This window comes from Streptomyces sp. NBC_00443, assembly GCF_036014175.1.
Classification (GTDB): Bacteria; Actinomycetota; Actinomycetes; order Streptomycetales; family Streptomycetaceae; genus Streptomyces.
The window spans coordinates 5,529,410-5,553,257 of the sequence record NZ_CP107917.1; the positions used below are offsets into that span (position 1 = coordinate 5,529,410).

Consider the following 23,848-nt stretch of genomic DNA (forward strand, 5'->3'; position numbering starts at 1 on the left):
ATGGCCAGTCTGCCAAGCTGAGGGCGCATCGCGCCGCAGTACGACAAGCTGACACCTACGACGAGTCGCCGACGAACAGCCGGGGAGCAGAAAACCAGATGGACCTCGACGTCTTCGTCACCGCCCACCGAGCCGAGTGGGACCGCCTCGACGTCCTCCTCGGACGCCAGCGTCGTCTCACCGGCGCCGAGGCCGACGAACTCGTCGCGCTCTACCAGCGCACCGCCACCCATCTCTCCCTGATCCAGTCCAACGCGCCCGACCCGCAGCTGACCGGCCGGCTCAGCCAGCTGGTGGCACGCGCGCGTAGCGCGGTGACAGGCACTCGACGCGCCTCCTGGCGTGACGTCACCCGCTTCCTGGCCTACGGATTCCCGGCCGCCGTATACCGGTCGCGCCACTGGTGGGTGCCTACCGCACTCCTGTCCACCCTGGTCGCGGCCCTCCTGGGCTGGTGGATCGGCACCCATCCCGAAGTACAGGCCACAATTGCCGCCCCCAGCGAACTACGCGAGCTGACCCGCCCCGGTGGCCAGTACGAGACGTACTACTCCAGCCACCCCGCGGCCTCCTTCGCAGCCCAGGTCTGGACGAACAACGCCTGGGCCGCCGCCCTCTGCCTGATCCTCGGCGTCTTCCTCGGCCTCCCGGTCCTCTGGATCCTCTTCCAGAACATGCTCAACCTCGGTGTCGGCTTCGGCCTGATGTCCTCAGCAGGTCGCCTCGACACTTTCCTCGGCCTCGTCCTGCCGCACGGTCTCCTCGAACTGACCGCGGTCTTCGTCGCCGCCGGGACCGGCCTACGCCTCGGCTGGACCCTCATCGACCCGGGCCCCCGCACGCGACGCTCAGCTCTCGCCGAGGAGGGCCGAGCCGCGATAGGCATGGCAATAGGCCTCGCCCTGGTCCTCTTCGTCTCCGGCGCCATCGAAGGCTTCGTGACCCCGTCCGGCCTGCCGACTTGGGCGCGCATCAGCATCGGCGTCTTCGCTGAGCTGGCCTTCCTTGCATACGTCTATGTCCTCGGCGGCCGTGCTGCCCGCGCGGGGGAGACAGGCGACGTCGATGCTGCCGAGCGAAGCGCCGCGGTTCCCACCGCAGCCTGATGTGCGGGCACGCCCGCTGAGCTGCTAGTCTCCTCTTCGCCCCACAAGCGCCGTTGACACGGAGCTGGCGGGGAGGTAGATTTGAACAGTTGCCTGGAAGTGGATGAGAGTCCAGCCAGGCAGAGTGACTATCTATCTGCTTCCGTGGAACTTCGATTCCCGAGAAGCCCTCCCGATGATTCGGAAAAGAGTGGCTGGTCAATCCGGCCCGGAACTTCTGATAAAGTCGGAGTCGCCGGAAAGGGAAACGCGAGAGCGGAAACCTGGAAAGCACCGAGGAAATCGGATCGAGAAAAGGTCTGATAGAGTCGGAAACGCAAGACCGAAGGGAAGCGCCCGGAGGAAAGCCCGAGAGGGTGAGTACAAAGGAAGCGTCCGTTCCTTGAGAACTCAACAGCGTGCCAAAAATCAACGCCAGATATGTTGATACCCCGTCTCTCTCATTCGAGAGGGCGAGGTTCCTTTGAAAAAACACAGCGAGGACGTTGTGAACGACCGCCTTATTCCGGTGGTTGTTCCGCTCTCGTGATGTGTGCACCCGATTACGGGTAAACATTCACGGAGAGTTTGATCCTGGCTCAGGACGAACGCTGGCGGCGTGCTTAACACATGCAAGTCGAACGATGAACCACTTCGGTGGGGATTAGTGGCGAACGGGTGAGTAACACGTGGGCAATCTGCCCTTCACTCTGGGACAAGCCCTGGAAACGGGGTCTAATACCGGATACCACCTTCACTGGCATCTGTGAAGGTTGAAAGCTCCGGCGGTGAAGGATGAGCCCGCGGCCTATCAGCTTGTTGGTGAGGTAATGGCTCACCAAGGCGACGACGGGTAGCCGGCCTGAGAGGGCGACCGGCCACACTGGGACTGAGACACGGCCCAGACTCCTACGGGAGGCAGCAGTGGGGAATATTGCACAATGGGCGAAAGCCTGATGCAGCGACGCCGCGTGAGGGATGACGGCCTTCGGGTTGTAAACCTCTTTCAGCAGGGAAGAAGCGAAAGTGACGGTACCTGCAGAAGAAGCGCCGGCTAACTACGTGCCAGCAGCCGCGGTAATACGTAGGGCGCAAGCGTTGTCCGGAATTATTGGGCGTAAAGAGCTCGTAGGCGGCTTGTCACGTCGGGTGTGAAAGCCCGGGGCTTAACCCCGGGTCTGCATTCGATACGGGCTAGCTAGAGTGTGGTAGGGGAGATCGGAATTCCTGGTGTAGCGGTGAAATGCGCAGATATCAGGAGGAACACCGGTGGCGAAGGCGGATCTCTGGGCCATTACTGACGCTGAGGAGCGAAAGCGTGGGAGCGAACAGGATTAGATACCCTGGTAGTCCACGCCGTAAACGGTGGGAACTAGGTGTTGGCGACATTCCACGTCGTCGGTGCCGCAGCTAACGCATTAAGTTCCCCGCCTGGGGAGTACGGCCGCAAGGCTAAAACTCAAAGGAATTGACGGGGGCCCGCACAAGCAGCGGAGCATGTGGCTTAATTCGACGCAACGCGAAGAACCTTACCAAGGCTTGACATACACCGGAAAGCATTAGAGATAGTGCCCCCCTTGTGGTCGGTGTACAGGTGGTGCATGGCTGTCGTCAGCTCGTGTCGTGAGATGTTGGGTTAAGTCCCGCAACGAGCGCAACCCTTGTTCTGTGTTGCCAGCATGCCCTTCGGGGTGATGGGGACTCACAGGAGACCGCCGGGGTCAACTCGGAGGAAGGTGGGGACGACGTCAAGTCATCATGCCCCTTATGTCTTGGGCTGCACACGTGCTACAATGGCAGGTACAATGAGCTGCGATACCGTGAGGTGGAGCGAATCTCAAAAAGCCTGTCTCAGTTCGGATTGGGGTCTGCAACTCGACCCCATGAAGTCGGAGTTGCTAGTAATCGCAGATCAGCATTGCTGCGGTGAATACGTTCCCGGGCCTTGTACACACCGCCCGTCACGTCACGAAAGTCGGTAACACCCGAAGCCGGTGGCCCAACCCCTTGTGGGAGGGAGCTGTCGAAGGTGGGACTGGCGATTGGGACGAAGTCGTAACAAGGTAGCCGTACCGGAAGGTGCGGCTGGATCACCTCCTTTCTAAGGAGCACTTCTAAGCCGGGCTTGCCTGGTTCAGAGGCCACTACGCAGGCAAACGTTCTGCGGTGGTTGCTCATGGGTGGAACGTTGATTATTCGGCACTCTCAGTCATCTCGGGCTGCCAGTACTGCTCTTCGGAGCGTGGAACGCTGATCACGAGTGGCGAGGGGTGCCGGGCACGCTGTTGGGTGTCTGAAGTAACGGCCGTGAGGTTGTGCTTCGGTTGCCGGCGCCGGTGAAGCACTCCTGTTAAGGGGTGTGTGACGGTGTACTGGTCGTTGTTTGAGAACTGCACAGTGGACGCGAGCATCTGTGGCCAAGTTTTTAAGGGCGCACGGTGGATGCCTTGGTACCAGGAACCGATGAAGGACGTGGGAGGCCACGATAGTCCCCGGGAGTCGTCAACCAGGCTTTGATCCGGGGGTTTCCGAATGGGGAAACCCGGCAGTCGTCATGGGCTGTCACCCTTGCCTGAACACATAGGGCAAGTGGAGGGAACGCGGGGAAGTGAAACATCTCAGTACCCGCAGGAAGAGAAAACAACCGTGATTCCGGGAGTAGTGGCGAGCGAAACCGGATGAGGCTAAACCGTATACGTGTGAGACCCGGCAGGGGTTGCGTATGCGGGGTTGTGGGATCTCTCTTTCACAGTCTGCCGGCTGTGAGGCGAGTCAGAAACCGTTGATGTAGGCGAAGGACATGCGAAAGGTCCGGCGTAGAGGGTAAGACCCCCGTAGTCGAAACATCAGCGGCTCGTTTGAGAGACACCCAAGTAGCACGGGGCCCGAGAAATCCCGTGTGAATCTGGCGGGACCACCCGCTAAGCCTAAATATTCCCTGGTGACCGATAGCGGATAGTACCGTGAGGGAATGGTGAAAAGTACCCCGGGAGGGGAGTGAAATAGTACCTGAAACCGTGTGCCTACAAGCCGTGGGAGCGTCGGAATGTGCTTGCACATTCTCGTGACTGCGTGCCTTTTGAAGAATGAGCCTGCGAGTTTGCGGTGTGTTGCGAGGTTAACCCGTGTGGGGAAGCCGTAGCGAAAGCGAGTCCGAATAGGGCGGTTCAGTAGCGCGCTCAAGACCCGAAGCGGAGTGATCTAGCCATGGGCAGGTTGAAGCGGAGGTAAGACTTCGTGGAGGACCGAACCCACCAGGGTTGAAAACCTGGGGGATGACCTGTGGTTAGGGGTGAAAGGCCAATCAAACTCCGTGATAGCTGGTTCTCCCCGAAATGCATTTAGGTGCAGCGTCGTGTGTTTCTTGCCGGAGGTAGAGCACTGGATAGGCGATGGGCCCTACCGGGTTACTGACCTTAGCCAAACTCCGAATGCCGGTAAGTGAGAGCGCGGCAGTGAGACTGTGGGGGATAAGCTCCATGGTCGAGAGGGAAACAGCCCAGAGCATCGACTAAGGCCCCTAAGCGTACGCTAAGTGGGAAAGGATGTGGAGTCGCAGAGACAACCAGGAGGTTGGCTTAGAAGCAGCCACCCTTGAAAGAGTGCGTAATAGCTCACTGGTCTAGTGATTCCGCGCCGACAATGTAGCGGGGCTCAAGCGTACCGCCGAAGTCGTGTCATTGCAGCAATACGCCCAACGGCGGCTGTGATGGGTAGGGGAGCGTCGTGTGCCGGGTGAAGCCGCGCCGGAAGGCAGTGGTGGACGGTTCACGAGTGAGAATGCAGGCATGAGTAGCGATTCACACGTGAGAAACGTGTGCGCCGATTGACTAAGGGTTCCTGGGTCAAGCTGATCTGCCCAGGGTAAGTCGGGACCTAAGGCGAGGCCGACAGGCGTAGTCGATGGATAACCGGTTGATATTCCGGTACCCGCTGTGAAGCGTCAAACATTGAACCAGGCGATGCTAAGTCCGTGAAGCCGCCCTGGAGCCTTCGGGCAAAGGGGAGTGGTGGAGCCGACGGACCAGACCTGTAGTAGGTGAGTGATGGGGTGACGCAGGAAGGTAGTCCAGCCCGGGCGGTGGTTGTCCCGGGGTAAGGGTGTAGGCCGTGCGATAGGTAAATCCGTCGCACATGAGGCTGAGACCTGATGCCGAGCCGATTGTGGTGAAGTGGATGATCCTATGCTGTCGAGAAAAGCCTCTAGCGAGTTTCATGGCGGCCCGTACCCTAAACCGACTCAGGTGGTCAGGTAGAGAATACCGAGGCGTTCGGGTGAACTATGGTTAAGGAACTCGGCAAAATGCCCCCGTAACTTCGGGAGAAGGGGGCCATCACCGGTGATCCGATTTACTCGGTGAGCTGGGGGTGGCCGCAGAGACCAGCGAGAAGCGACTGTTTACTAAAAACACAGGTCCGTGCGAAGCCGTAAGGCGATGTATACGGACTGACGCCTGCCCGGTGCTGGAACGTTAAGGGGACCGGTTAGTCAGGATTCGTCCTGGCGAAGCTGAGAACTTAAGCGCCAGTAAACGGCGGTGGTAACTATAACCATCCTAAGGTAGCGAAATTCCTTGTCGGGTAAGTTCCGACCTGCACGAATGGCGTAACGACTTCTCGACTGTCTCAACCATAGGCCCGGTGAAATTGCACTACGAGTAAAGATGCTCGTTTCGCGCAGCAGGACGGAAAGACCCCGGGACCTTTACTACAGTTTGATATTGGTGTTCGGTTCGGCTTGTGTAGGATAGGTGGGAGACTGTGAACTCTGGACGCCAGTTCAGGGGGAGTCATCGTTGAAATACCACTCTGGTCGTGCTGGATGTCTAACCTGGGTCCGTGATCCGGATCAGGGACAGTGTCTGATGGGTAGTTTAACTGGGGCGGTTGCCTCCTAAAGAGTAACGGAGGCGCCCAAAGGTTCCCTCAGCCTGGTTGGCAATCAGGTGTTGAGTGTAAGTGCACAAGGGAGCTTGACTGTGAGACCGACGGGTCGAGCAGGGACGAAAGTCGGGACTAGTGATCCGGCGGTGGCTTGTGGAAGCGCCGTCGCTCAACGGATAAAAGGTACCCCGGGGATAACAGGCTGATCTTCCCCAAGAGTCCATATCGACGGGATGGTTTGGCACCTCGATGTCGGCTCGTCGCATCCTGGGGCTGGAGTCGGTCCCAAGGGTTGGGCTGTTCGCCCATTAAAGCGGTACGCGAGCTGGGTTTAGAACGTCGTGAGACAGTTCGGTCCCTATCCGCTGCGCGCGCAGGAATATTGAGAAGGGCTGTCCCTAGTACGAGAGGACCGGGACGGACGAACCTCTGGTGTGCCAGTTGTTCTGCCAAGGGCATGGCTGGTTGGCTACGTTCGGGAGGGATAACCGCTGAAAGCATCTAAGCGGGAAGCCTGCTTCGAGATGAGTATTCCCACCCACTTGATGGGGTAAGGCTCCCAGTAGACGACTGGGTTGATAGGCCGGATCTGGAAGCACGGCAACGTGTGGAGGTGACCGGTACTAATAGGCCGAGGGCTTGTCCATAGATGCTCGCGTCCACTGTGTTGGTTCTGAAACCACGAACAGCCCCGTATGGCCACATACGGTGCGGCTGACAGTTTCATAGTGTTTCGGTGGTTATAGCGTGAGGGAAACGCCCGGTTACATTTCGAACCCGGAAGCTAAGCCTTACAGCGCCGATGGTACTGCAGGGGGGACCCTGTGGGAGAGTAGGACGCCGCCGAACAAATTGTGAGAAAGGCCCACACCTTATGGTGTGGGCCTTTCTGCGTTTGTGGTGGTTTGCGCAAGCGTGATTTCGGGGCTCTCTCTGATGAGAGAGCTCCTTCGAATCTCCTCCGGTTAGAGGCGTCCCGCTGTTTTGAGGGCCAGATACGCGTCTGCCAGTGCCGGCGCGAGTTCTTCTGGGATCGCGTCGACGACCGTGACGCCGTGACGGCGGAGTTGTTCTGCCGTGCGGTGGCGGTCGCTCTGGGCCTGGGCGGCGGCTGCGGCCTCGTATACGGCGTCTGTGTTTCCGCGTGCGGTTGCCATGTGTGCGATGTGGGGGTCCGCTACTGATGCCAGCAGAACTGTGTGGCGCTGGGTGAGTTGGGACAGCACTGGGAGCAGGCCCTCCTCGATGGGAGCCGCGTCGAGGGTCGTCAGCAGCACGATCAGGGAATGGCGGGGGGCCGTACGGAGAGCCGTGGCCGTCAGGCCTCGAGCGTCCGTTTCGATCAGCTCGGGTTCGAGTGTGGCCATCGCGTTGACCAGGGAGGGAAGGACGTCGCCTGCTGTGCGGCCCTGGACGAGGGCTCGTACTCGGCGGTCGTATGCGAGAAGGTCCACGCGGTCGCCGGCGCGGGAGGCGAGGGCTGCCAGGAGCAGTGCGGCGTCCATGGAGGCGTCCAGGCGGGGAGCGTCGCCTACGCGGCCTGCTGAGGTTCGGCCGGTGTCCAGGACGAGGAGGATGTGGCGGTCGCGTTCGGGGCGCCATGTGCGTACGGCGACCGTGGATTGGCGGGCTGTGGCGCGCCAGTCGATGGAGCGGGTGTCGTCGCCGGGGACGTATTCGCGCAGGCTGTCGAATTCGGTGCCCTCGCCGCGGGTGAGCACGCTGGTGCGGCCGTCGAGTTCGCGTAGGCGGGCCAGTTTGGAGGGGAGGTGCTTGCGGCTTGTGAACGGGGGGAGGACCCGTACCGTCCAGGGGACGTTGTGGGTGCCCTGGCGGGAGAAGAGGCGTAGGGGGCCGTAGGAGCGGATCGTCACGCGGTCGGTCTGGCGGTCACCGCGGCGGGTGGGGCGCAGGCGGGTGGTGATGCGGCGGCGTTCGCCTGCAGGGACTGTCACGCGGTGGCGGGAGGCTGCTACCTCTGTGCCCGGCTGCCAGCTGCTGGGGGGCCAGGCGTCGCGTAGATGGGCGCGGAGGGGGCGACGGGACGGGTTGGTGATCGTGAGGGTGACGTCGGCCGTTTCGCCAAGGCGTACGGAGGTGTCGCCGGAGCGGGTCAGGCCCAGGCGGCGTACGGGTGCGGCCAGCGCGAAGTCGCAGGCGCAGGCCGCTACCAGGGGAGCGTTGACCGCGAGGATGCCGGTCCAGCTGGGGTCCCAGATGCCTACGGGGAGGGAGCCCAGGGCCGCGAGGAGCGCGGCTCGTCCGGTGAGTGCCATCAGCGCGGGACGGGGACGTGGGTGAGGATCGCGTTGATCACGGAGTCGGCTGTGACGCCTTCCATCTCGGCCTCCGGGCGGAGCTGTACGCGGTGGCGGAGGGTGGGGAGGGCCAGGGCCTTCACGTCGTCGGGGATGACGTAGTCGCGGCCTGTGAGCCATGCCCACGCGCGGGCGGTGGCCAGGAGGGCCGTGGCGCCGCGTGGGGAGACTCCCAGGGTGAGGGAGGGGGATTCGCGGGTGGCTCGGCAGATGTCGACCACGTAGGCCGTGATCTCGGGGGAGATCGTCGTCTTTGCCACGGCAGCGCGCGCCGCTTCAAGGTCTGCGGGGCCCGCTACGGGGCGTAGGCCGGCGCCGCGCAGGTCGCGCGGGTTGAAGCCCTCGGCGTGGCGGGTGAGGACGTCGATCTCGTCCTGGCGGGAGGGAAGCGGGATCGTGAGCTTGAGGAGGAAACGGTCCAGCTGTGCCTCGGGGAGGGGGTACGTGCCCTCGTATTCCACCGGGTTCTGGGTTGCCGCGACGAGGAACGGATCGGGGAGGAGGCGGGGGGTGCCGTCGACCGTGACCTGGCGTTCCTCCATGGCTTCCAGGAGGGACGACTGGGTCTTGGGGGGAGTCCGGTTGATCTCGTCGGCCAGGAGGAGGTTGGTGAAGACCGGGCCGGGCTGGAAGGAGAACTCGGCGGAGCGCGTGTCGTAGACGAGGGAGCCCGTCACGTCGCTCGGCATGAGGTCGGGGGTGAACTGGACGCGCTTGGTGTCGAGTTCGAGGGCGGATGCGAGGGCGCGGACGAGGAGGGTCTTGGCGACGCCGGGGACGCCTTCGAGGAGGACGTGGCCGCGGCACAGGAGTGCGACGACGAGGCCGGTCACGGCGGGGTCCTGGCCGACCACGGCTTTGGCGATCTCGGCGCGCAGGGCCTCCAGGGAGGCGCGGGCGGTGCCCGGATCCCCGGTGTTCCCGGCGTTGTCAGTGGTCGGGTCCATCATGGACGGCGTACCTCTCTTTCGAGGGCGTCGAGTTGGTCGGCGAGAGCGATGAGTGCTGCGTCGTCGCCGGGTGGCGGGCCGAAGAGGAGGGTGTGCAGGGTCTGTCCGTCGCCATGGTGGTGGAGGTGGGCGGACAGGGCGGGGAGCAGGGCCTCGGGCGTGTGCGCCTGAGTGACGGGGACACCTACGAGGGGGGCGAGGCGCGTGCGGGTGGTGGAGCGAAGAGCGGCGGTCGCGCGGTCGCGGGCGTTGGCCTTGCGGTAGAGGCGGGCGCGGCCTTCGACGGTTTCGGAGGCGCGGATCGCCACGGGGAGTTTTTCGGGCACCAGGGGGCCGAGCCGACGTGCCCGCCAGAGGGCGGCCAGGGCTGCGGCGATGAAGAGCTGCAGCGTGCCCCAGAGCCAGCCCGCGGGGAGCAGGTCGAAGAAGCTGCGTTCGTCGTCCGTGTCGGCGGCCGACGTGTCGGAGAGCGAGGGGAGGTACCAGACCACATGGGGCCGGGAGCCGAGGAGTTGGAGGGCGAGCGAGGCGTTGCCCTGCTCGTCGAGGCGGTCGTTGTTGAGGATGTCGGGGGCGCCGAGGACGACGGTGTCGCCGTCGCCGTCCCCGGTGGAGTCCGGGACGCGCAGCAGGGTGGCGAGGCGCTCGCTCGGGTAGCACTCGTCGGCGTCGAGATGGGTGGTGGTGTAGCGGACGCCGCCCAGGTCGGCGGTGCCCGCGCGCCGGGCGGCGGGCAGAGAGCAGTCGGGGGTGAGCTCCGAGTCGAGGCTGGTGGCGGGGTCCGCGGTGACGCCGGGGACGAGCCGTTCGACGGACCAGCTGCCGGGGGCGACGAGTACGGTCCGTCCGCCGGAGCCGGCGGTCGACGAGCGCAGCCAGGACTGTTGACGGTGCGTCAGAAGGTCTGGGGAGGCGACCAGGAGGGTGGTGTCCGGGGCGGCCGCGGCGCGTGCGTCGTCCAGGGTGGTGACCACGCGCGTGTCCACGTCGCGGTCGGCGAGGAGTTCGGCGACGGCCCGGCTGCCCTTGGGGTCGGCGGAGCGTGGGTCGAGGGTGCCGTGCCGGGAGTCGGAGCGGATCGTGGCGATCACGACGGCCGCCACGAGGAGGAGTACGACGGCGAGAGCGATGCCTCGCGCGTGGGTCCACACCTGGCGTGGGGTGGGCGAGGCCGAGGTGGACGGGAGCGTGGCCTCGGTGGTCATTCGGCGGCTCCCTGGCGGGTGTTGGGGGCCGTACTGGGGGCGCTGCTCGCGAGTTGTGGCTTGCTGTTCTCCAGGTCGCGGTCGAGGTCCGCGATGCGCTGGTACGCCTGCTGGGTCGCGGTCCTGCCGCCGTACGTCACGTCATCGAAGTCCCGTGCGGCGGCGCGCAGTCGGTCCGTATGGGCGGGCAGTGAGCGGCCTGCTTCGGCGGCGGCCTCGTCCGCGGTGCGGCCGGGGCGTATGTCGAGAAGTGCGCGCTCCTCGAGGGAGCGGACGATGGCGCGCATGCGTTCCTGGACGGCCTGGTTCCAGTGGCCCTGGACTGCGTGTGCCTCGGCGGCGGCCCGGTGTTCGGCGGCGCTGCGGGGGCGGTCGTCGAACAGGGCTGCGGAGGAGGTGGGTTGGCGGCGCGGGGTGCCCAGGCGCCACCACAGGGCGCCGAGGACCGCGACGACGACCAGGATGACGACGACCAGCCCGAGCGGTCCCCCGGGTGTCACGGTCGAGGCACTGTTGAACAAGTCCTCGACCCAGTCCCAGAAGGCGTCCAGGGCCCGCTGGAACCAGCTGGGCTCGTTCTCGTGGTACATCTGCTTGGACAGCTCGCGACGGGCCGCCTCCCGCGCGGGATCGCGCGGGATCGTCAGTGGTGGCTCGTCGGCCGAGCGTGCCGTCAGCGACAGTGCTGACGCTGTTGTGAGAACTCCCCCCGCCAGGCTCACCGGTTCAGCTCCCCGGGGTACCAGTGGCGGCGCCGTGGTCCTGGACGTCGGCTGCGCGGGCCAGTTCGAGGTCGAGGGCCTCGCGGCGGATGCGCTGGTCGATGTAGAGCAGGACGGTGACGCCGGCCGTGATCGGGAAGGTGATCATGGAGCCGATCACCGAGCCGACGCCGCTGATGATGAGGAACGTCCAGCCGAAGTCGCCCGCACCGTCGAGGAATGCGGTGGCGCCGTCACCGCTGAAGGCGGCGGCGAGGAAGGTGAAGGGGATGACGACGATCGCCGCGACGATGTTCGCGATGAGTGTGGCCAGCAGCTGGATGCCGAAGACGCGCCACCAGGAGCCGCGGACCAGCTTCGTGGAGCGGCTCAGCGCCTTCATGATGCCCTGCTTCTCCAGCATCAGTGCGGGCGAGGCGAGGGAGAAGCGGAACCACAGCCACATCGCGACGATGCCCGCGCCGAGGATGCCCAGGATCGCGAGCGCCCCGCCTGCCGCACCGGAGCCCGAGACGATCACGAGGATGCCGGGCAGGGCACCCACGAACACCAGGCCGAAGGTCATCAGCAGCAGCAGAAGGAGCAGGCCGAACAGCGGCAGCACCTGAGGACGGGCGTCGCGCCAGGCCTCGCCGGTGGTCACGGACTTGCCGAGCACCGCGCGGCTGGTGACCGTCGTCAGCAGGGCGGTCGCGATGATCGCGCCGATCACCGTGATCAGGAAGATCGCGCTGGAGCTGAGCAGCGCGTCGCCCGTGGCCCGGGTGACCTCGCTGAGGGTGGCGTCCGGGTCGTTGAGGGCCTCACTGCCCGCGAGGTCGTTCAGGACGAAGCCCTGGAGGAGGATGACGAGGATTTCCGTCACGATCGCGACGGTCAGGGAGATGCCCAGGACCGTGCGCCAGTAGGTGCGCATGGTGGAGACCGCGCCGTCGAGGATCTCGCCGACGCCGAGTGGGCGCAGTGGGATCACGCCGGGCTTGGCAGCGGGCGGCGGGCCACCCCAGCCGCTGCCCCAGGCGCTGTATCCGCCCGGGGTGCCGTAGCCCTGGGGGCCTCCGGCGGGTCCGCCGGTGCCGGCAGGAGGGGTGGTGCCCCAGCCCGGGCCGGGCGGTGCGGGTGGCGGGGTCTGGCCGGGGGCCTCGGGTCCCGTCGGGGCGGACCACTGGCCGGCCGGTGGCTGCTCCTTGGACCACTTCGAGCCGGGGCCCTGTGGGTCGGGTCCCGGTTGCTGCGCGGGGTCGGGACGGTCTGCGGGCTCGGCAGGGCCGGACGTGCCGGGTTCCTGGCCGTCGGACGGGGCGGATCCGGGCGAGGCCCAGCCCGGAGTGTCTTTCATCGTCGCTCCTTCACGGTGCCCGTCCGCGGTCGCGGCGGCAGGTTGGCAGCCATCGTGCCATGGGGTGGCCGCAGAGGTACCGGCCGCGGTCTGGGCTGCACACCTTCAATTGTCTGCCGGACAAGGGGCAGACTGACCGCATGGCTGATCAGCACGCGCAATTCGGCGAGGACAGCAAGCAGCACGAGATCCCGGCGATCCGGTGGGACGAACCACCCGAAGGTCCCGTACTGGTCCTTCTCGACCAGACAAGGCTGCCGGCCGAGGAGGTCGAGCTGGTCTGTACGGACGCGCCCGCGCTGGTGGAGGCGATCCGTTCGCTCGCCGTGCGCGGGGCTCCGCTGCTCGGGATCGCCGGGGCGTACGGCGTCGCGCTCGCCGCCGTGCGCGGCTTCGACGTGGACGACGCCGCCGAGTCGCTCGCGGGCGCCCGGCCCACCGCCGTGAACCTTGCTCTCGGTGTGCGCAGGGCTCAGGCGGCGTACCGGGACGAGCTCGCCGGGAGTGGGGACGTCGAGCGGGCCGCTGCTGCGGCGCTGGGTGCGGCGCGGGCGTTGCACAGGGAGGACGCCGAGGCCAGCGCACGCATGGCCGAGCGGGGGCTGGCACTGCTGGACGAGCTGCTGCCCGGCGGTGGGCACCGCATCCTCACGCACTGCAACTCCGGGGCGCTGGTGTCGGGCGGGGAGGGCACGGCGTTCGCGGTGGCGCTCGCGGCGCACCGGGCCGGGCGGCTCAGGAGGCTGTGGGTGGACGAGACACGGCCGCTGCTGCAAGGGGCGCGGCTGACGGCGTACGAGGCGGCGCGCAGCGGGATGGCGTACACGCTGCTCACGGACAACGCGGCGGGGTCCCTGTTCGCTGCCGGTGAGGTGGACGCGGTGCTGATCGGGGCCGATCGGATCGCGGCCGACGGGTCGGTGGCGAACAAGGTGGGGAGCTATCCGCTCGCCGTGCTCGCGCGCTACCACCATGTGCCGTTCATCGTGGTGGCGCCCTTGACGACTGTGGATCCGGAGACACCGGACGGGGCGTCCATCGAGGTGGAGCAGCGTCCTGGGTTCGAGGTGACCGAGATCGCGGCGCCTCAGGTGCCGGTGGCGGGAGGGGAGCCGGGAGGCGGGATTCCGGTTGCACCCCTGGGGACCCAGGCGTACAACCCGGCGTTCGATGTGACGCCGCCCGAGCTGGTGACGGCGATCGTCACCGAGGAGGGAGCCGCGTCGCCCGTGACGGCCGACGCGCTGGCCGAGCTGTGCGCCAGGTCACGGCAGGTGACGCCGACGTTGTGAGGCGGAGGTTGGTGCATCAGTCCGGGCAGAGCGGGGCGAACCCTCTCAAATGTCACTCGCTGTGATCTGAGCGAGGGCAGACAGTGGCGACGGCGTACGACTAAGGTCACTGGCCGGTGACCTATCTCACCTGAGCCTTCGCCACTGTTATGAGAATGGGATGATGTCGTTTATGAAGGGACGAGTCCTTGTCGTCGACGACGACACCGCACTGGCCGAGATGCTCGGCATCGTGTTGCGTGGTGAAGGTTTTGAGCCGTCTTTCGTGGCTGACGGCGACAAGGCGCTGGCCGCGTTCCGTGAGACCAAGCCCGATCTGGTGCTGCTGGACCTGATGCTGCCCGGGCGGGACGGCATCGAGGTGTGCCGCCTGATCAGGGCCGAGTCCGGCGTGCCGATCGTGATGCTGACGGCGAAGAGCGACACCGTCGATGTCGTCGTGGGCCTGGAGTCCGGCGCCGATGACTACATCGTCAAGCCGTTCAAGCCGAAGGAGCTCGTCGCCCGGATCCGGGCGAGGCTGCGGAGGTCCGAGGAGCCGGCGCCCGAGCAGCTCGCCATCGGTGACCTGGTCATTGATGTGGCCGGGCACTCCGTGAAGCGGGACGGGCAGTCGATCGCGCTGACGCCGCTGGAGTTCGACCTGCTGGTCGCACTGGCCCGCAAGCCGTGGCAGGTGTTCACCCGTGAGGTGCTCCTCGAGCAGGTGTGGGGCTACCGGCACGCGGCCGACACGCGTCTGGTCAATGTGCATGTGCAGCGGCTGCGTTCCAAGGTCGAGAAGGACCCGGAGCGGCCGGAAATCGTCGTGACCGTCCGTGGCGTCGGCTACAAGGCAGGGCCGAGCTGACATGTCCGGGGACAGTGCCGCTTCGGCCCCCGGTCGGACCGGGGCCCGACCGGAGCGGCCTGTCGGCCCGAAGAAGGCGGGCTCCCGCTGGGGACGGTTTCTCGAGGGCGGGCTACTGCAGGGCGGAGTGCAGGGCAGTCCGGTTCTTCGGCTGCTGCTGCGCTGGGTGCGCCGGCCGCTGCTGCCCGTCATGCGGCTGTGGCGGCGCAACATCCAGCTCAAGGTCGTCGCCACGACCCTGCTGATGTCGCTCGGCGTCGTCCTGCTGCTGGGCTTCGTCGTCATCGGGCAGGTGCGCAACGGCCTGCTGGACGCCAAGGTGAAGGCCTCCCAGAGCCAGGCCACCGGCGGGTTCGCCGCAGCCAAGAAGAGCGCCGACGAAGCCGCGGCCGGGGCCGCCGACGACGGCGCGACGGTCGACGGGCGTTCCGAGCAGAACGTCATCCAGTGGATGAGCGACCTCGTCTCCTCGCTCTCCAGCGGTGGCCAGGGCGCCTTCGACGTGGTGACCCTTCCGGCCTCGGCGGCGGGAGACAGCGGCGGCCGCGGGCCGCGAGCCTCCGGCGGCGTGGATCCGACGGCGAGCGTGCCCGAGGACCTGCGCGAGCGGATCGACACCAACATGGGGGCGTTCCAGAGCTACACCCGCATCGTCTACAACCGCACCGCCGACAAGGAGCCCCAGCCGGCCCTGGTCATCGGCAAACAGGTCAACGACCCCAACAGCGACCCGTACCAGCTCTACTATTTCTTCCCGCTCACCCAGGAGGAGAAGTCGCTGAGCCTGGTCAAGGGGACGCTGGCCACCGCCGGGCTCTTCGTGGTCGTACTCCTCGGGGCCATCGCCTGGCTCGTGGTGCGCCAGGTCGTCACGCCGGTGCGGATGGCGGCCGGTATCGCCGAACGGCTGTCCGCCGGGCGGCTGCAGGAGCGGATGAAGGTCACCGGCGAGGACGACATCGCGCGGCTCGGCGAGGCCTTCAACAAGATGGCGCAGAACCTTCAGCTGAAGATCCAGCAGCTGGAGGACCTGTCGCGGATGCAGCGGCGGTTCGTGTCCGACGTGTCGCATGAGCTGCGGACGCCGCTGACGACCGTACGGATGGCCGCCGACGTCATCCACGAGGCGCGGGAGGACTTCGACCCTGTGACCGCGCGGTCGGCGGAGCTGCTGGCCGACCAGCTGGACCGGTTCGAGTCACTGCTCGCCGACCTGCTGGAGATCAGCCGTTTCGACGCGGGCGCTGCGGCACTGGAGGCCGAGCCGATCGACCTCAGGGAGGTCGTGCGGCGTGTTGTCAGCGGGGCCGAGCCGCTCGCCGAGCGCAAAGGCACACAGATACGCGTCGTCGGCGACCAGCAGCCCATCGTCGCCGAGGCCGACGCCCGGCGCGTCGAACGCGTGCTGCGCAACCTCGTCGTCAACGCCGTCGAACACGGCGAGGGCAGGGACGTCGTCGTCAAGCTCGCCTCGGCGGGCGGGGCGGTCGCGGTCGCGGTGCGCGACTACGGCGTCGGGCTCAAGCCCGGCGAGGCGACCCGGGTCTTCAGCCGCTTCTGGCGGGCCGACCCGGCACGCGCGCGCACGACCGGCGGTACGGGTCTGGGGCTGTCGATCGCGCTGGAGGACGCGCGGCTGCACGGCGGCTGGCTGCAGGCGTGGGGCGAGCCCGGCGGCGGTTCGCAGTTCCGGCTGACCCTGCCGCGGACCGCGGACGAGCCGCTGCGAGGCTCACCGATACCCCTGGAACCCAAGGACTCGCGGCGCAATCGCGGCCTCGACGACGCCGGACTGCCCTGCGGTGGCGGCGAGAAGGCGGCGACGGTGCCGGTCCAGCCCAACGGGGACCAGGCGCCCCCGATGCCGTCCAGGGACCCCATCGTCACGCGGATGGGCGGGGCGGTCCCCAAGGCCGACCCGACGGCGCTGCCCGGCAACGGCGCGCGTGTGGTGCCCCGGCCCGCTTCAGGCGCGCGGCGGCAAGAGGAGACGCCTGCTGCGGAAGAGCCGGCGGGCGAGGAAGCCGGGCAGGACGGGGAGTCGAGCAAGCATGGGGAGGCATCTCGTGGCCGCTGACCGCGAGGGGGGCGCCGCCCGGCGCGGGGCGGGGCGCGCGGTGGCGTACGCCGCCTGTGGCGCCGTACTGCTGGCGGGGTGCGCCTCGATGCCCGACAGCGGCGATCTGCGGGGCGTCGAGTCCACGCCGCGGCAGGGCACGCAGGTGCGGGTCTTCGCGATGCCGCCGCACGAGGACGCATCGTCCTCGGAGATCGTGTCGGGCTTCCTGGAGGCGCTGACCAGCGACGATCCGGACTACGAGATCGCGCGCAAGTACCTGACAGAGGAAGCATCGGAGAAGTGGCAGCCCCTGCTGTCCACGACGGTGCTCGCCGACGGACCGGGCGTCGACGTCGAGCGCGTCGGGGGCCGGGAGGAGACCGACAGCCTCTCCTACACGCTGACCGGCACCAAGGTCGCCCTGGTCGACGCGCAGCAGTCGTACGCGCCCGCCGACGGGGACTACAGCGAGCCGATGCACCTCACCCGGGACAAGAAGACGAAGCAGTGGCGCATCGACATCCCGCCGCGCGGCGTCGTCATGGGCAAGTCGGACTTCCAGCGCAACTACATGTCCGTCGACAAGTACTACTTCGCGACGAACACCACCCTCGGGACCTCGCCGCACACGGCGGCCGTCGCCGATCCCGTCTACGTGCGCAGGAACGTGGACCCGATGACGCAGATGGTCCGCTCCCTGCTCACGGGGCCCACCAGCTGGCTCAACCCCGTGGTCAGGTCGAGCTTCCCCACCGGCACGGCACTGAGGAAGGGCGTCACCGCGCTGACGCCCGACGATCAGAACAGGCTGACCGTGCAGCTGAACGACAAGGCGGCCCGGGTCGGACTGACCCAGTGCAAGGAGATGGCGGCCCAGCTCCTGTTCACCCTGCAGAACCTCACCCCCATCGTGGACGAGGTCGACCTGCGGTCCGACGGCAGGCAACTGTGCTCGCTCACCGAGCAGAACGCGGAGGGCGTCGCCGCGCGCGGGTCGGTGGAACGCGCCGACTACCTGTACTTCCTCAACGCCGAACACCGGCTCGTACGGCTGCCCGCCGCCACCAGCGACACGGAGCCCGATCCGGTGCCGGGCGCCCTGGGCGACGGCGATGTGCAGCTGAAGTCCGTGGCGGTATCGCGCGACGAGGACATGGCGGCCGGGGTCGGCCTCGACGGCAAGAACCTTTACGTCGGCGCGCTGGTGTCGGGTGGCCCGCTCGGGGAGCCGGAGCTGAGCAGCGCGGGCCCGACGGCGGAGGAGCGGCTTTCGGCGCCCAGCTGGGACGCCCAGGGCGACCTGTGGGTCGCCGACCGCGATCCCGGCAACCCCCGGCTGCTCCTGCTGGAGGAGGGCGTCGGCAAGCCTCTGGAGGTGAAGACGCCACCGGGCCTCGAGGGGCGCATCGAGTCGGTGAAGGTGGCCGCCGACGGTGTGCGCATCGCGCTCGTGGTGAAGCAGGGCGAGAAGTCGTCGCTGCTCATCGGCCGGATCGAACGGAGCCAGGACGACAAGGCGGAGGAGCCCGCGACCGTCTCGGTACACGAACTGCGCTCCGCGACGCCTGAGTTGGAGGAGGTCTCGGCCATGTCGTGGGCCGGTGACAGCCGGCTCGTCGTGGTCGGGCGCGAGAAGGGCGGCGTGCAGACCATGCGGTACGTGCAGGTCGACGGCTCCACGCCGGAGGGGCCGGCGCCCGCGGCCCTCAGCGGGGTTAAGGAGATCACCGCGTCCGAGGACGCGCGGCTGCCGCTGGTCGGTTACTCGGAGGACGGGATCGTGCGGCTGCCGTCGGGGGCGCAGTGGCAGAAGGTGGTGACGGACGGGGCGGCTCCGGTCTACCCGGGGTGAGGCTTCGCCCGGACCGCCGCTGGTTCGGGACGGGGAGTGGGATGGCCGCTTCAGGCCGGGGTGAGTCTCCGGTCGGGGCGGTCGTTTCGTTTGGTGCGGGCTGGGGCCTGGGACCTGGGGCCTGGCACGGGGTGCGTGGTGCGCGGGAATGCGCCTTGGTTCCGGGGCGGGAAACGCGGCTCGGTTCTGGGACGGAAGTGGGGCGGGCCGCATCGGGCCGGGTTATCCACAGGCAGTTATCCACAGGGGTGGTCGGTCAGGACGGTCGTTGGCACAGTGGTGGGCATGCGGGGGTGGTGGCAGGACTTGACCGACCTGGTGTTGCCGGCCGAGTGCGGAGGCTGCGGAAGGCCTCGCACGGTGCTCTGCCCGGAGTGCCGTGCCGTCCTGAACGGGGCCGTACCGAGCCGGGTGCGACCGGTGCAGGAGCCGCCCGGGCTGCCGGTCGTGCACGCGGCGGCCCGGTACGCGGACGAGGCGCGGGCGGTGCTGCTCGCCCACAAGGAACGCGGCGCGCTGGCGCTCACGGCACCGCTCGGGGCGGCGCTGGCGGGTGCTGTGCGGGCTGGGCTTCGGGAGGCCTGTGCGTCTCGGGACAGCGGGGCGTCGGGGCGGGATGCGCGGGTGCGGGGCTCGCGGGTGCGGGGCGACGGGGTGCGGCGGTTGGAGGGCGCCGAGGCGCCTGTGCTGCTCGTCCCAGTTCCGTCCGCTCGTGGGTCGGTGCGGGCGCGAGGACATGATCCGGTACGGCGGATCGCGCTCGCGGCGGCGGGTGAGCTGCGGCGGGCCGGGACGCCGGCACGCGTGCTGGCCGTGCTGCGGCAAGGGCGTGGGGTGGCCGATCAGTCGGGGCTCAACTCGCGGCAGCGGCTGGACAATCTCGCGGGTGCGCTGGTGGTGGCGCCTGAGGGTGGTCGGCTGCTCGCCGGGGGCGGTCCCGTCGTGCTCGTCGACGACCTGATGACGACGGGTGCGTCGCTGGCGGAGGCGGCGAGGGCTGTGCGGGTGGTGTTGGTGGCGGCGGAGGGGTGGGCTCCGGTGGTCGGGGAGGGTGGGCCCCAGCTCTCGTACAGCGGAGTCCGCAGCCCAGACGGACACATACGGATGGGCAACCCCGGAGCCCCGTGCCCGCGTTGGCCGGACAACAGCCGTGTACCAGGCGGGAAGTCGGGAAAGCACAGGAGAACGGAAGGCCGGATCGACGGAGGGCGGTGTGCGGCAGTTGAGTGAGAGGCCGGGAATCATGGGCCCAGGACAGAGCCGTGACCTGATCTGCGCGGCTGTGGTCGCTGCATCGCCGGATTCTTTCGAAATAAACCGGAACTGACTGAGAACTTGCATCGTTGCAGGTAACGAGAGGGTCAATTCACCTGAACGGAGGTACGCCGCAGTAGAGGGTGACGACATCCGTCCAGGCGAGATATGTTCGGTTGTGAGGGAAAGGCGCAGGCCGTCCCCGTCATATCCGAATGCCGTGCCGCGGGTTTTGCGCAATCACTCGCGGCCATGGGGTGGAGATCTTGCCCATGGGGGAGGAGGAGGTGGAAGTCACCGAGTCCGAGGCTTCGGGGTTCCCCGGAGCCTGGTGCAAAAGGGAGATGCTCCGCCGATGGAGCGGGGCGATCCGGGAACGGAGTTCTGCGTGGACATCGTCGTCAAGGGCCGCAAGACCGAGGTGCCCGAGCGGTTCCGCAAGCACGTGGCCGAGAAGCTGAAGCTGGAGAAGATCCAGAGGCTCGATGCCAAGGTGATCAGCCTCGACGTCGAGGTGTCCAAGGAGCCCAACCCGCGACAGGCCGACCGCTGTGACCGAGTGGAGATCACGCTCCGCTCCCGCGGTCCGGTGATCCGGGCGGAGGCAGCGGCCAGCGATCCGTACGCGGCGCTCGACCTCGCGGCGGAAAAGCTGGATGCCCGGCTGCGTAAGCAGCACGACAAGCGTTTCTCGCGCCGAGGCGCACGCCGACTCACGGCGGCCGAGGTCCCCGACCACGTACCGGGCGCGGCGACGCTCAACGGCAATGGCCGCACGTTCCAGGAAGAAGAGTCGGACGGAATTCCCACCAAGAAGATCGGCTCGCTGGAAGTAAAGGGCGAAGGCCCCCTCGTCGTACGCGAGAAGACGCACGTCGCCTCCCCGATGACCCTCGACCAGGCCCTCTACGAGATGGAGCTGGTCGGGCACGACTTCTACCTGTTCGTCGACTCGGAGACGAAGGAACCAAGCGTCGTCTACCGGCGTCACGCCTACGACTACGGCGTCATTCACCTCAGCACGGACCCGATGGTCACGCAGGCGCAGGCCCCCGCGGCAGGCGGCACGCTGGGCGGCTGACCCACCCGGCTGACAGCTGAGCCGGTGCCCCTGGAGCGCGGTGTGCGCCCCCAGGGGCACCGGTGTGCGACCTCTTCGCGCCCCGCTCGTCACCGTAGTGTCGGCCGGGCATGGAATCATGGCCGCACCGGTCCAACCGTTGGGCCGCTGCCTTGGGTTGGCGATGGCAGGCGACCAGCCACAGCCTTCAGGGGGAGGAACGATGGCGGACAGCTTCGGACCGATGCGGGACGAGGATGCCGACGGCGATGTCGTCGGCACGGGCCCGGACGCGGGCTCTCCACGCAAGGAGCCGATCAGAGTCCTCGTCGTCGACGACCACGCCCTGTTCCGCCGTGGACTGGAGATCGTGCTCGCGGCCGAGGAGGACATCCAGGTCGTCGGGGAGGCGGGCGACGGCGCGGAAGCCGTGGACAAGGCCGCTGACCTGCTGCCGGACATCGTCCTGATGGACGTGCGGATGCCCAAGCGGGGCGGGATCGAGGCCTGCACCTCCATCAAGGAGGTCGCCCCCAGCGCGAAGATCATCATGCTGACGATCAGCGACGAGGAGGCGGACCTCTACGACGCGATCAAGGCGGGTGCGACCGGTTATCTCCTGAAGGAGATCTCCACCGACGAGGTGGCCACCGCCATTCGCGCCGTGGCCGACGGGCAGTCGCAGATCAGCCCGTCCATGGCGTCGAAGCTGCTCACCGAGTTCAAGTCGATGATCCAGCGCACCGACGAGCGCCGGCTCGTGCCCGCGCCGCGGCTGACGGACCGGGAGCTGGAGGTCCTCAAGCTCGTGGCCACGGGGATGAACAACCGGGACATCGCCAAGGAGTTGTTCATCTCCGAGAACACCGTGAAGAACCATGTGCGCAACATCCTGGAGAAGCTGCAGCTGCACTCCAGGATGGAGGCCGTGGTGTACGCGATGCGGGAGAAGATCCTCGAGATCCGCTGAGGCCGGATGACCGGCCTTGGGGTCACGCCAGCAAGCGAGTGAGTTCCGTGGCGAGCGGCTCGCGCAGGTCGGGTGCGTCGACCCGTTCCACGCGTACGTCCGTGCAGTCCACCCAGCTCGCCGCCTCCACCAGCGCCTGGGCCACCGCTGGGACCGCCTTCGGGCCGTCCAGGGTGACCTGCTTGGCGACCAGGGTGTTGCCCTCGCGGGCCGGGTCCACGCGGCCGACCAGGCGGCCACCGGCCAGGACCGGCATCGCGAAGTAGCCGTAGACGCGCTTTTGCTTGGGGACGTACGCCTCCAGGCGGTGGGTGAAGCCGAAGATCCGCTCCGTGCGTGCCCGCTCCCAGATCAGGGAGTCGAACGGGGACAGCAGCGTCGTACGGTGGCGGCCGCGCGGAGGGGCCTCCAGGGCCACCGGGTCGGCCCAGGCCGGCTTGCCCCAGCCCTCGACGGTGACCGGCACCAGGCCCGAGTCGGCGATCACCGCGTCGACCTGCTCGCCCTTGAGTCGGTGATAGTCGGCGATGTCCGCGCGCGTGCCCACGCCGAGGGACTGGCCCGCCAGGCGGACCAGGCGGCGCAGGCACTCGGCGTCGTCCAGATCGTCGTGCAGCAATGCTTCCGGGACGGCGCGTTCCGCCAGGTCGTAGACGCGCTTCCAGCCGCGGCGCTCGACGCAGACCACCTCGCCGTACATCAGGGCGCGTTCGACGGCGACCTTGGCGCCCGACCAGTCCCACCACTCGCTGGTCCGCTTCGCGCCGCCCAGCTCGGTTGCGGTGACGGGGCCCTCGGTGCGGAGCTGCTTGATCACCTGGTCGTAGGCGCCGTCGGGGAGTTCGTGGTTCCAGTGGGGCCGGTTGCGGTAGGCGCGGCGGCGGAAGGCGAAGTGCGGCCACTCCTCCACGGGGAGGATGCACGCGGCGTGGGACCAGTACTCGAAGGCGTGCGGCTGCGCCGACGGCTCGCCCGCGGCCGCAGTCGTCCAGTACGCCTTCTCGACCGTCTTGCGGCCCACTGCGCCCAGGCGGGCGTACGGGATGAGTTCGTGGGAGCGGGCCAGGACCGAGATGGTGTCGAGCTGGACCGCGCCGAGATGACGCAGTATGCCGCGGACGCCGGACCTGCGGTCGGGGGTGCCGAGGAACCCCTGCGCGCGGAGGGCGATCCGGCGGGCCTCGTCGGCCGAGAGGTCGGTGATGGGGCGCAGGGTCGTCATGGTCCGCACGATAGGCGGTGGCACTGACAGTGCGGGCTGAGCTGGGGATTTGTCGTGGTGGGCCTGCACGCGGGTGCGGGAGCACAGTTATGCGGGCTGGTTCCTCGCCGGCAGGTACGGCGCCGTCGACGGCAGGCTCAGGTCCGACGGGAGCAGGGAACCCACCCAGCAGTCCCGGCGTACGCCCTGGTTGACCATGGCGGAGCGGAGGGTGCCCTCGACGGCGAAGCCGGCGCGTTCCGCCACCGCGCGGGAGGGCACGTTGCCGACCTCCGCGCGCCATTCGACCCGGTCGAGCGAACGGTCGACGAAGGCCCAGCGGGACGCGGCGAGTACGGCCTCGGTGATGTAGCCGTTGCCGCGGTGCTCCTTCGTGCCCCAGAAACCGATTTCGGCCTCGCTCATGGACCGCATCGTGAGGCCGAGCATGCCCACCAGGTCCTCCCCTTCGGGGAGGAAGAGCCCCCAGGTGAACATCGAACCGTTCGCCCAGCCCTCGGGCACCAGTTGCTCCGCGAAACTCTGGGCGTGCTCATAGAGGTAGGGCGAGGGGATCGTGGTCCAGCGCTGGATGTCGGGGTCCTGTACGGCCTCGTACACCGTGTCCGTGTCCTTCGGGCCGACCGTGCGCATGAGGAGACGGCTGGTGGCGAGCGTGACGGGTTCCATCGGCCGATTCTGCTCGGGGGCCGTCGCAAGCGCCATCCTTATATGCGGTGTGTGAGCGAGCGAACGCATTTCGCGCAATTCGTCGGCGGAACGCGGCACCATCCGCAGCCTCCGGCC

15 protein-coding genes and 3 rRNA genes are annotated in these 23,848 nt (G+C 67.5%); 11 read left to right on the forward strand and 7 right to left on the reverse strand.

What is annotated here, in order from left to right; all coding sequences use genetic code 11:
- Nucleotides 1-98 precede the first annotated feature (98 nt).
- The 4 genes from OHO27_RS25115 (at nt 99) to rrf (ending at nt 6,818) form a co-directional block, all read left to right on the forward strand.
- Nucleotides 99-1,106, forward strand: coding sequence for a stage II sporulation protein M (locus tag OHO27_RS25115; RefSeq protein WP_328427242.1), 1,008 nt, complete (start codon nt 99-101; stop codon nt 1,104-1,106).
- A 555-nt stretch (nt 1,107-1,661) separates the two neighbouring features.
- A 16S ribosomal RNA gene (locus OHO27_RS25120) occupies nt 1,662-3,186 on the forward strand.
- A gap of 314 nt (nt 3,187-3,500) precedes the next feature.
- Nucleotides 3,501-6,616 (forward strand): 23S ribosomal RNA (locus OHO27_RS25125).
- Between the two features lie 85 nt (nt 6,617-6,701).
- Nucleotides 6,702-6,818, forward strand: a 5S ribosomal RNA gene (gene rrf / locus OHO27_RS25130).
- Together the 16S, 23S and 5S rRNA genes form the textbook arrangement of a ribosomal RNA operon.
- A 116-nt stretch (nt 6,819-6,934) precedes the next feature.
- Here rrf and OHO27_RS25135 read toward each other — a convergent pair.
- The 5 genes from OHO27_RS25135 to OHO27_RS25155 are packed head-to-tail and all read right to left on the reverse strand — an operon-like array spanning nt 6,935 to nt 12,503.
- Nucleotides 6,935-8,245, reverse strand: a complete 1,311-nt coding sequence (locus OHO27_RS25135) for a DUF58 domain-containing protein (protein ID WP_328427243.1) — start codon at nt 8,243-8,245, stop codon at nt 6,935-6,937.
- On the reverse strand, nt 8,245-9,234 hold the full coding sequence (locus OHO27_RS25140) for an AAA family ATPase (RefSeq protein ID WP_328430540.1): 990 nt from the start codon (nt 9,232-9,234) through the stop codon (nt 8,245-8,247). The genes OHO27_RS25135 and OHO27_RS25140 overlap by 1 nt, the downstream gene beginning before the upstream one ends.
- Nucleotides 9,234-10,442, reverse strand: coding sequence for a DUF4350 domain-containing protein (locus OHO27_RS25145; protein ID WP_328427244.1), 1,209 nt, complete (start codon nt 10,440-10,442; stop codon nt 9,234-9,236). The genes OHO27_RS25140 and OHO27_RS25145 overlap by 1 nt, the downstream gene beginning before the upstream one ends.
- Nucleotides 10,439-11,164 (reverse strand): DUF4129 domain-containing protein, encoded by a 726-nt coding sequence (locus OHO27_RS25150; protein WP_328427245.1) that lies wholly within the window; start codon nt 11,162-11,164, stop codon nt 10,439-10,441. The genes OHO27_RS25145 and OHO27_RS25150 overlap by 4 nt, the downstream gene beginning before the upstream one ends.
- Nucleotides 11,165-11,168: 4 nt before the next feature.
- On the reverse strand, nt 11,169-12,503 hold the full coding sequence (locus OHO27_RS25155; RefSeq protein WP_328427246.1) for a hypothetical protein: 1,335 nt from the start codon (nt 12,501-12,503) through the stop codon (nt 11,169-11,171).
- 140 nt (nt 12,504-12,643) lie between these two features.
- Here OHO27_RS25155 and mtnA point away from each other — a divergent pair, with 140 nt between their 5' ends.
- The 7 genes from mtnA (at nt 12,644) to OHO27_RS25190 (ending at nt 21,840) form a co-directional block, all read left to right on the forward strand.
- The gene (mtnA, locus tag OHO27_RS25160; RefSeq protein WP_328427247.1) at nt 12,644-13,795 is read left to right on the forward strand and encodes an S-methyl-5-thioribose-1-phosphate isomerase; all 1,152 of its coding nucleotides are present in this window, start codon (nt 12,644-12,646) and stop codon (nt 13,793-13,795) included.
- A gap of 160 nt (nt 13,796-13,955) precedes the next feature.
- Nucleotides 13,956-14,645, forward strand: a complete 690-nt coding sequence (gene mtrA, locus OHO27_RS25165; RefSeq protein WP_015659998.1) for a two-component system response regulator MtrA — start codon at nt 13,956-13,958, stop codon at nt 14,643-14,645.
- 1 nt (nt 14,646) lies between these two features.
- Nucleotides 14,647-16,722, forward strand: coding sequence for an MtrAB system histidine kinase MtrB (gene mtrB, locus OHO27_RS25170; protein WP_328427248.1), 2,076 nt, complete (start codon nt 14,647-14,649; stop codon nt 16,720-16,722).
- A complete protein-coding gene (locus OHO27_RS25175; RefSeq protein WP_328427249.1) occupies nt 16,712-18,556 on the forward strand; it encodes an LpqB family beta-propeller domain-containing protein in 1,845 nt (614 codons plus the stop codon). Before mtrB ends, OHO27_RS25175 begins: the two co-directional genes overlap by 11 nt.
- A 420-nt stretch (nt 18,557-18,976) precedes the next feature.
- Complete coding sequence (locus tag OHO27_RS25180; RefSeq protein WP_443059588.1) at nt 18,977-19,786, forward strand: ComF family protein; 810 nt, start codon at nt 18,977-18,979, stop codon at nt 19,784-19,786.
- Between the two features lie 412 nt (nt 19,787-20,198).
- Nucleotides 20,199-20,891 carry a ribosome hibernation-promoting factor, HPF/YfiA family gene (hpf, locus tag OHO27_RS25185; protein WP_443059589.1) on the forward strand — a complete coding sequence of 231 codons (693 nt, stop codon included), beginning with the start codon at nt 20,199-20,201 and terminating at the stop codon, nt 20,889-20,891.
- A gap of 202 nt (nt 20,892-21,093) precedes the next feature.
- Nucleotides 21,094-21,840: a response regulator transcription factor gene (locus OHO27_RS25190; RefSeq protein ID WP_328427252.1), complete on the forward strand. Its 747-nt coding sequence runs from the start codon at nt 21,094-21,096 to the stop codon at nt 21,838-21,840.
- 22 nt (nt 21,841-21,862) lie between these two features.
- Here the strand turns inward: OHO27_RS25190 and OHO27_RS25195 are convergent, their stop codons facing one another.
- Both OHO27_RS25195 and OHO27_RS25200 read right to left on the reverse strand, forming a co-directional pair.
- Nucleotides 21,863-23,062, reverse strand: coding sequence for a winged helix-turn-helix domain-containing protein (locus OHO27_RS25195; RefSeq protein WP_328427253.1), 1,200 nt, complete (start codon nt 23,060-23,062; stop codon nt 21,863-21,865).
- Between the two features lie 87 nt (nt 23,063-23,149).
- Nucleotides 23,150-23,731 (reverse strand): GNAT family N-acetyltransferase, encoded by a 582-nt coding sequence (locus OHO27_RS25200; protein ID WP_328427254.1) that lies wholly within the window; start codon nt 23,729-23,731, stop codon nt 23,150-23,152.
- Nucleotides 23,732-23,848: the final 117 nt, after the last annotated feature.

Bases quoted from the DNA above. Each gene is read 5' to 3' on its own strand.
- OHO27_RS25140 (WP_328430540.1), bottom strand. From the start codon at position 9,234: ATGGACCCGACCACTGACAACGCCGGGAACACCGGGGATCCGGGCACC.
- mtrA (WP_015659998.1), top strand. From the start codon at position 13,956: ATGATGTCGTTTATGAAGGGACGAGTCCTTGTCGTCGACGACGACACC.
- mtrB (WP_328427248.1), top strand. From the start codon at position 14,647: ATGTCCGGGGACAGTGCCGCTTCGGCCCCCGGTCGGACCGGGGCCCGA.
- OHO27_RS25145 (WP_328427244.1), bottom strand. From the start codon at position 10,442: ATGACCACCGAGGCCACGCTCCCGTCCACCTCGGCCTCGCCCACCCCA.
- OHO27_RS25195 (WP_328427253.1), bottom strand. From the start codon at position 23,062: ATGACGACCCTGCGCCCCATCACCGACCTCTCGGCCGACGAGGCCCGC.
- OHO27_RS25135 (WP_328427243.1), bottom strand. From the start codon at position 8,245: ATGGCACTCACCGGACGAGCCGCGCTCCTCGCGGCCCTGGGCTCCCTC.
- mtnA (WP_328427247.1), top strand. From the start codon at position 12,644: ATGGCTGATCAGCACGCGCAATTCGGCGAGGACAGCAAGCAGCACGAG.
- OHO27_RS25190 (WP_328427252.1), top strand. From the start codon at position 21,094: ATGGCGGACAGCTTCGGACCGATGCGGGACGAGGATGCCGACGGCGAT.
- OHO27_RS25200 (WP_328427254.1), bottom strand. From the start codon at position 23,731: ATGGAACCCGTCACGCTCGCCACCAGCCGTCTCCTCATGCGCACGGTC.
- OHO27_RS25155 (WP_328427246.1), bottom strand. From the start codon at position 12,503: ATGAAAGACACTCCGGGCTGGGCCTCGCCCGGATCCGCCCCGTCCGAC.
- OHO27_RS25115 (WP_328427242.1), top strand. From the start codon at position 99: ATGGACCTCGACGTCTTCGTCACCGCCCACCGAGCCGAGTGGGACCGC.